At 57.8% G+C, this 8,268-nt stretch carries 7 protein-coding genes and 1 pseudogene; 3 read left to right on the top strand and 5 right to left on the bottom strand.

Going from position 1 to position 8,268, the window contains the following annotated elements; all coding sequences use genetic code 11:
• The coding region (locus GZH79_RS10130) for a Hint domain-containing protein (RefSeq protein ID WP_211643662.1) at positions 1-482 on the top strand (482 nt) is incomplete at its 5' end.
• A gap of 105 nt (positions 483-587) precedes the next feature.
• Here the strand turns inward: GZH79_RS10130 and GZH79_RS10125 are convergent.
• Positions 588-1,042, bottom strand: a pseudogene (locus tag GZH79_RS10125) (IS5 family transposase); the annotation flags it as partial.
• Between the two features lie 246 nt (positions 1,043-1,288).
• Between GZH79_RS10125 and GZH79_RS10120 the strand changes: the two are divergent.
• Together GZH79_RS10120 and GZH79_RS10115 are read left to right on the top strand one after the other, a co-directional pair.
• Complete coding sequence (locus tag GZH79_RS10120) at positions 1,289-1,873, top strand: hypothetical protein (protein WP_211643661.1); 585 nt, start codon at positions 1,289-1,291, stop codon at positions 1,871-1,873.
• Positions 1,874-1,885: 12 nt separating this feature from the next.
• Positions 1,886-2,968, top strand: coding sequence for a cache domain-containing protein (locus tag GZH79_RS10115; RefSeq protein ID WP_211643660.1), 1,083 nt, complete (start codon positions 1,886-1,888; stop codon positions 2,966-2,968).
• Here the strand turns inward: GZH79_RS10115 and GZH79_RS10110 are convergent.
• The 4 genes from GZH79_RS10110 to GZH79_RS19020 all read right to left on the bottom strand — a co-directional run.
• Complete coding sequence (locus GZH79_RS10110; RefSeq protein WP_249219100.1) at positions 2,952-4,640, bottom strand: cellulose synthase catalytic subunit; 1,689 nt, start codon at positions 4,638-4,640, stop codon at positions 2,952-2,954. The two genes, GZH79_RS10115 and GZH79_RS10110, sit on opposite strands and share 17 nt — an antisense overlap.
• A 292-nt stretch (positions 4,641-4,932) precedes the next feature.
• The gene (locus GZH79_RS10105; protein WP_211643658.1) at positions 4,933-6,099 is read right to left on the bottom strand and encodes an HlyD family secretion protein; all 1,167 of its coding nucleotides are present in this window, start codon (positions 6,097-6,099) and stop codon (positions 4,933-4,935) included.
• A gap of 98 nt (positions 6,100-6,197) precedes the next feature.
• Entirely contained in the window at positions 6,198-7,295 is a 1,098-nt protein-coding gene (locus GZH79_RS10100; protein ID WP_249219088.1) for a glycosyl hydrolase family 8, read from the bottom strand.
• Positions 7,296-7,574: 279 nt separating this feature from the next.
• Positions 7,575-8,268: transposase (locus GZH79_RS19020; RefSeq protein ID WP_249219087.1), on the bottom strand; the 694-nt coding region annotated here is incomplete at its 5' end.

Genomic DNA, 8,268 nt, shown 5'->3' with positions numbered 1-8,268 from the left:
TGGTGCGGACGCTTGATCACGGATTGCAGCCGGTGGACTGGGTTGGCCAGCGCGAGGTGCCAGGACTTGGTCGCATGGCGCCTGTCGAGATTGCGGCTGGTGCCTTGGGTAATCGGCGCAAGATTGTGGTATCTCCGCAGCATCGGATGCTGGTTTCGGACTGGCGGACAGAGTTGTATTTTGGACAAGGTCAGGTGCTGGTGGCTGCGGTCCATCTGGTGAACGGAACGACGATCCGGCAGGTACCACGGCGCAGGGTGCACTACGTGCATCTTGCTTTCAAGCATCACCAGATCGTCTTTAGCGAGGGGATCGCCAGCGAAAGCCTGCACTTGGGAGCCATGGCGCTCAACACAATGAGCGCCGCGCAGCGCGAAGAAATTGAGGCGATCTTTCCGGAGCTCATGGGGACTGCAGGCTCGATTGGGCACCCGACCGCTCGTCAATGTCTCAAACGTTGGGAGGCCGCGTTGGTGGACTGAGCCAACCCGTGGTCACAACAAAGCGCCCACGGTGCGTCAAGACGGCATTGTTGCATTCCCCTCGCGTGAGACGTGACTTCCCCTTACCCCGTTGACGTTATGACCTGCCACGCGTTCGATCTCGGCGGTGCCGAGGGCCGAGAAGCGGTTCATGAGGGAGATGCGGATGTGGATTTCGGCGGTCTGGCGGTCGGGTTCTCTCGCGCCGATGCGCTCGCCGAAGGCTTTCAGGCAGCGCATCTTCGCTTCGACCCAACTTCGGGCGTGATAGCCCGTCCATCGTTTCCAGAAGGCCCGGCCATAGTATCGGGTGGCGCGCAGGGTTTCGTTCCGGAGGCATGCCGCCAGGCAGTCCTCCTTCCGCAGACGTGCGTTCCTGCGGATCGAAATGAACGGGACAGCATCACGCCCGATGATGGCCTTGTGGCAGCGGCGCGTGTCATAGGCGCCATCGGCGGTGACGGTGCCGATCTGCTTGCCTACTGGGGTCTGGCTCAGCAGGTCGGGCAGCACGGGGCTGTCGCCGTGCGGCTGGGGGTGAATTTCACGGCGCGGATGTCCTGACCTGCGGCAGCGCAGCAGAAACCACGCAAGATGACCTCGGGTAGGCGTCCCTCTCGGCCCTCTGCTGCCGTTCGCCACTGCTTCGTATGCTGCATCGCGGCCCGTAGAAGCAGCCATTCGTGCATCTTGCGGTATTTTCACGGAATGAGTGTCTGGTGAGCAGGACGAAGCATTTCATAGAAGTTCTGCGCTTAATCGTATACAACCTCTAAAGAACAGTATTCTAAAGAAGGAGACCTGATATGAAATCAGGCTGGCAGTTCATTCATAGATCGGGGTGTTTCGCACTATTGTGCTTTCCCTCGCAGGTATGGGCTGACGGTTATTTTCTGCAAGCGGATGCCGGACGGCAAACACAGGGGCTTGTGGCGACCATGGCGCAGGGAGCCTGGAACTACGGGCTGAACGTGGCGGATTACGAGGATGGGACCTCTGTTTCTACCAGTATCGCATACGCATTTCCGATAGGCGATATCGCCATGATGAAAGTCGGCCCGTCGTTTGGCTTTCAGCGCGAGGACGGTGCGTGGTCCAGCCCGGAGCCGGGTATCAGGTTTTCCGTCGAACGATTCACCCCGACCTCTTTCGGCGGTGTTTTTACCTTGGCCGAGGTTAGCACAGTCGAAAGCGCATGGTTTGTGTTGGGACAGTTGAACTGGCAGGCGACGGGCTTGGGGCTGGAACTGTCGCGGGGCGGAAGTGACAACTACAGCGAAACAACCTTGGCGGTGAGTAAACGCATCACCGACAGGCCGGTCAGCCTGCGATTTGGCTATAAGCTGAGTTCGGAAGAAGTCTTTTTCGGGCTCAATATCAATACTTTCTGAGGGAGGTCTGACTTGCCCAATCTCACGCTTCGTCAATCCGTTCTGGTCTTCACCCTGTTATGTGCAGGCTGTGCGGGCGCGTTTCTGTCAGCCGTTGTGCATCTGCAATCCCAGCGTCTGACAGAAAGTAATCTGGATTACACCGTCCGGTTTAGAACTGCCGCCGCTGCCGAGGATCTGGCCCGAACGCTCGAAGGGGAATGGCGCGATCTTGTCTATCTGTCTGAGCGCGTTACCGCGCTTGAGCCCGCCACGCTAACACAGCTTCTCACGGGTGCAGGCGGTGATGGCGGGCGCGTCTCTTGGATCGGATTTGCTGATCTGAACGGTTCGGTTGTCGCCGCAAACAACGGGCTGCTGGTTGGACAGAATGTCAGCGAACGTCCTTGGTATCGCAACGGGTTGACCGGCGGCTATGCGGGGGATGTTCATGATGCGGTTCTGCTCGCGCAGCTTCTGGATAGCGGCAGTGACGAGCCGATCCGATTCATTGATCTGGCACGTCCCGTGACAGATGCGAATGGCGATTTGGCAGGAGTGCTGGGTGTCCATATCAACGAAAACTGGTTGGAAAGCTACTTGCGCGAGACAGCGGATTTGTTCGGGCTGGAGCTCTATCTGGTCAACCAGAACGGCGAGGTCTCGGCATCGTCCTCAGGTGAGGAGCCGGTTGCCGGGGATTTGCAGATTTTGCGTGCCGCACAGACAGGTGTCCAGTCCAGAGGGCAAGAAATATGGCCGGACGGACAGGAATACTTCGCCTCGCTTGTGCCGCAAGTGACCTATGGCGATTTGCCGAATTTCGGCTGGAGGATGATCGGTAGGCTGGACCCCGCCACGCTTGATTTCCGCGCCGGACTGGTGCGTAGCGGAGCTCTCTACGCTATTTTGGCGGGTATCATCTTCGCATTGGGTGTCGCGGTTGTTTACAGCCAGATATTTATGACACCATTTGCGCGGCTTGCCATCTCGGCGCAGCGTATTGCGGACGGGTCGTTGGAGTATCCGGCCAATTCCCGCATCACCCGAGAGGCGGCACAGCTTTCAGAGGCGTTGACCCGTTTGCAGCAGGATCGCGTTAGCGACGACCGTTGAGCGTCAGGCGGCGGCTCAATCCCAACAGTAAGCCAGAGAGCTTTGCCCGATCTGTGCCCGGCGCCTCGCCCTCTGCATAGAACCGGACCAGAAGAGCTTCGCGCTGCTCTGCCGTGGGCTGTAGCCTGACCCTGACACCATCCACGGTCTTTTCTGTGACAGTGACCGGCACATCGCCGATCCCTGTCAGGCGCAACTCGCCCGTTGTGCCGACAGGATGGCTTTTGCCGCGCAACCGGGCCTCGTCAATCGTGAGCGAGCGTATCCACTCCTGACGGATGCCGTCTTTGGTGATCAGAATCCCCCGATCCGGCAGGTCGGCGATGTGGCGCTCCCGTCTCGGCAGTTCGACACAGGCAAGCACTGTGAGGGACAGAACGAAGATGTTGTTGACGGTCCAGAACAGGACAACCCATTTGCCATCGCCCGCATCGTGAAAGGCGAAGTGATCAAACATGATGCCTAGCATCAGGCCAATCACGGTCAGGATCAGCAGCACAAGGAACGGGGCCATCATGCGCCACTGCACCACAATTTTTGTGCGGTCGCCACCCTTTGCGGTAACGGAGAACGGGTGCCCCTTCGGCCGTAGCATGCCCACAAAGGCGGCCTGCGTGATCGGAATGGCGCTCAGAAGCTGCCCCACATCATGAAGGATGGGCACGACCATACCCGGCATCAGAACTCTCTGGACGACGAGCGACCAGATGAAAAAAGCCCCGAAAACAGACAGGACATCGGCCAGCGCGGCATCAACCACGATGATGCTGAAATACCAGTAGAGCAGCGGATACACGACGACAGCAATACGGAAAGGAAAACTGGTCATCCAGAACAGGACCGAGTCCGCAACGCTCCACCTGTCGCGCAGACGCAGATCGTTTTTCCCCAATGGTCCGAGGTTCGAGCGGGCGATTTGCATCAGGCCAAGGCACCAGCGCGCGCGTTGCGTGGTGTATTCTTTCAAGCCTTCGGGCGCCAATCCTTCAGTCAACGGTTCTGCAAGGTAAGCGGTTGTCCATCCCCGGTCCTGAAGCGTGAGCGTGAGCAAAAAATCCTCTGTCACGCTTTCGGTCGGTAGCCCGCCGATGTCGCGCAGCGCTGTCCAGCGACAGATGGAGGACGTGCCACAGCAAAAAGCGATACCCCAGCCATCGCGGGAGGGCTGCATATGGTCAAAAAAGAAGCGCTGCTCGTCAGGATAGGAATGGCTGATCCCCAGATTATGCTGGATTGGATCGGCGTTGAAAAAATGCTGAGGCGTCTGCACAAGACCAACAGCGGGATCATGAAACAACGCCAGACACCGAGAGATGAATCCACGGTGCGGAATGAAGTCGGCATCAAGCACCGCGACAAAGTCCGGCGGAACAGGGTCTTCGGCCAGCCTGTCCAGCGCGTGATTTATGTTGCCGGCTTTGGAGCCTTTGTTGTCGGGGCGCCGCATGTAGCGCACGCTTTGCTGCGCGCAATAATCGCGCAACCAATCGCGGCGGCTGTCGTCCAGCACAAGCACTTCCTTGCTGCTATGCCGCAAGGACTTGGCCCCGACAATTGTGCGCTCGAGCACATCCTGCTCTTCGTTATAGGTGGCGATCAGGATGGCGACACGCGGTTCCGTCTCGCCCCACCATCCGGCATTTGCGGTCGCTTCGTCGCTGCGTAGCCGCATCCGCGACATGATCACAAACGAACTGACCGATCCGACCATCGCCAGCAGTTCAAACCCGAAAAGCGACCAACTCGCGAGCATGTCCAGTGTCAGCCCTGCCGGTGCAAGCGTCTCGGTGCCACGCCACCAGATGTAGCGGGACGCCAACAGGAAGGTAACCGCCATCAGAATGGTGCGATGCCTGTTGTTTTGCGGATCGATCCAATAGGGAAGGATCATGCCGATCCCTACGACAAGCAGCAGGTGAACGGTGCTGGATTGAAGTTCGCTCAGATAGAAAATATCGGGCATATCAACCGAAGATACCGCGTAGCCAGTCAAGCGGGCGGTTGTCGAAGAAGGCTCTGCCAGTGCGGCCGATCATGCAGTTTGCGTTCGTATCGCTTTGCAGGTCCGGCACGATCAGCGCCACGTCGAACCGCTCGAGATGGCGCTGGCTCGGTGCGACAGCCAGATTGCGGTAGATCGTCTCTGCGCCGCTGCCAGCCAGTCGGCTGATTGTGGCGTCATAGACGGCTGATGTGCCACCAAGCCGGAACTTTGCGGCCTGACCGATTTCCAGCTGGTTATAGACCCGCTCGGTGACGGAAAGCGTCACGAGGGCCGAGTCGCAATCGACCAGACGCACCAAAGGATCACCGCGCTGCACGGTCACGCCATCCGCCTCAAGAATTTCCCAGAAGCTGCCGTTAACCGTTGCGGCGATCTCGCCTCCGGTCAGGCCGTTGACACGGATTCTCTCGCGGCTGATGCGCTCTTCGACAGCGGCGTGCCGTGCCTGAGCCTCGGCAACCCCAGTGGTTAGAGTGTTGATCTCGCTGTCCAGTTCGGTCACGCGTTGTTCGGAATTGGGCGCATCATTATAACCGTCGCCCAGAAAAACACCCTGTCGTGCAGCGCTCAGCGCGATCTCGAGAACAGCGACTTGCTCACGGGCATCTTCAAGCATCAGGCTTCTTGGGCGGGATGTGGCGGACACAATGTTCGGCCCGTCCGTGTCCGGGAATTGTTGCACAGTTCCGTCAGGACTGTCGGTATCCTCAAGGATGGCAAGACGTGCCTCGGCATGAGAAAGACGCGTCTCAAGCTCTTGCAATCGATGCATACGGAAAGTCTCTGCGCGGTCCACCAACTGCTGGCGAAGATTTTGTGTTTCCTCAAGCGTTTCTTCGATCTGAAGTCGCGCCGCATGTTCCAGCCGCAGTTCCATCAAGAGATCATAAAGCCTGACACGATCCACGAGCGTATCCTGAACACTCGCGATCATCTGTCCGCGCGACACCCGCGAGCCGAACTGACGCTCAGGCAACCGGAGCGTTCCGGCGACGGGCGCGCGCACAGTGACCACGGGTGCGTTTACAACGGCATTGGCACTGGCCCCTGACATCTGCTCGCCTACCATGATCCATAAAGCAAGAATGACAGTCAAAATGCCGATAACAAGTGCCGTGTATCTCATAAAAGATCCGTATATTTTGTGTCAGTTTTCTCACTCATCTTAAAGATGATTGTTAAATATACCAACTCCCGTGAGAGAATATTGGTGACTTAACCCTATTATGGCTGATCTTGCCGCGGACAATCTGTTTCACGCATGGCAACTTCAACCAGAAGCAGGAGGGTGTCAGGATAATAATCGCTTTGCGGGTCACCGCTGGATAAATCAAGCGGAGAGGAGCAGGCAGCAAAGTCGCGTATCGCACGATAGCCTGGATGGTTGCTCTGTGCCCTTGGTGCACCCTCCGAAATCGCTTCGACTACCAGATGATCCGGAATGTCACCGCCACCAAGCAGCGTTTGCGCCAAAGCAACCGCCGGATGATTTTTCTGGCCTGACCAGACGAGATAGAGCGGGATGCGTAAAGCATCATACCCCCAAAGGGTGTCATGTTCCATCGGCTCCGCAAACCCCGTCGGCGTGACATCAACCCAGTTGGGAAGAAACCCTGTCGTGGCAAGTTCTGCCAGAACTGTTTCACCATGATCCGCCGCGCGGATAAGGCGCGGCTCGTCTGCCGCTACACCAAGCTCCCGTAAAGCGCGCGACATAAAGTAGGACGGGTTTATCAAGACGCGATCATCATCCCGCCGCGCTTCGGCGCCGGGGATCAGCAGCAGCTCACCAGGTGCCCTCGGGTCCGGAGCAAGGCAGAGATCGGCGATGTCATGGGCGATAGAGACAGCCACTTCGCCGAAGTCATGCCAACCCGAATCTCTGGCGGCGCGCAACAACGCCCATGCCCGGAAGAGATCGCCATCCGTGGCATTCTGCCAATCGGTGATGTTGTTCTCTTTGGAGGGTTCCCATTTCCATGCCATCAGCCTGTCTTGCCGGATAGCCAAATGTTGCTTCGTCCAGTTCTCAATAGAGCGAAAGGTTACCTCGTCACCATGCGCCTGTGCCAGCAATAGACCGTATCCCTGTCCCTCTGAATGGGAGATCCTGCCTTGGTCATGATCGATGACGCGGCCACCCTGCAAATAGAGGTCTTTCCACATCCGCCACGCATCCTGTGCCGGACGGGCCTGTGCCCGCCCGGTCAAAAGCAATCCTGTGGCGGACAGAGCCTTAATGAAATCGCGGCGACCGTGCATGATGCCATAAACAATAGCACATGCTGAACGAGGAGGCACGGTCAGCTTCCAAACCATCATCGGTAGTGACGATGCCTTCGGGAAATACTGTTTTGTAAGTATAGCACCAAATTTTCAATCACACATCATCGAACATAGGACGCAATAGAGCTCTGAGCTGCCCTCCCGCTTTGCAGAGCTCAGTCAGGTAACGAGCAGATCTGAATGACAGTTTGCTACGCCGATGCATCCACGGCTCGCAGCCGCGGCGAAAGTCAGCAATCCGCCGATTTTGTGGAAAAACTAACGTTTGCGAGCGCAGAAATAGCTATTCCAAATCCGGCGCGCGCGTCTTTCCTGTCAGGCTTTGCGCGTTTGCTGCGGTGCAGGAATGATCTTGGCCAGTTTGCGGAGGTTCTGGGCGGTTGCGGCGAGTAGGAATTCGTCAATTGCGCCACATGGACCACGTAATCGAAGCCGGCTCAGGCCGAGAATACGTTTGAGGTGGGCGAAGAGCATTTCGACCTTCTTCCTGAGCTTCATCGCAATCGCGTATGCATCCGTTTTGGCCAGATCCCTGGCAACTTGACGGGCATCTTCGTGTTCTTCACGCGTGATCGATCTGGCGTCGGCATTGGGGCAGCACTTCGGCTTGGATGGGCAAACCTGACAGGTCAGCTTCAGCGCACGATACTTCGCAGTGCCCTTGCCCGTCGGACCCCGGTCCGGATCGGAATAATTCCGGCGGAACTGCTTGAGCGCGTGCCCCTCGGGGCAGATGTATTGGTCGTTCTGCGCATCCCAGTCGAAATCTGTGCGTGTCCAGGTCCCATCGGGGCGTCCGGCCTTGTCGATCACAGGGATGAATGGATCAATCTTGCGTTCCACGAGCCAGCCGAGCATTGGGCCTGAACCATAGGCTGTGTCGGCGATCATCCAGTCAGGGACCAGGCCGAATTTGTCTTTCACCCGATCCAGCATGGTCTTGGTCGACCCGACTTCTGCCTGTCGGATCGACCTTGTAGCTTCCACGTCGACGATCACCCCGTGATCA

This window comes from Loktanella sp. SALINAS62, assembly GCF_018263905.1.
In the GTDB taxonomy this organism is placed as follows: domain Bacteria; phylum Pseudomonadota; class Alphaproteobacteria; order Rhodobacterales; family Rhodobacteraceae; genus Loktanella.
This window is presented reverse-complemented; position numbering and strand designations above follow the sequence as displayed.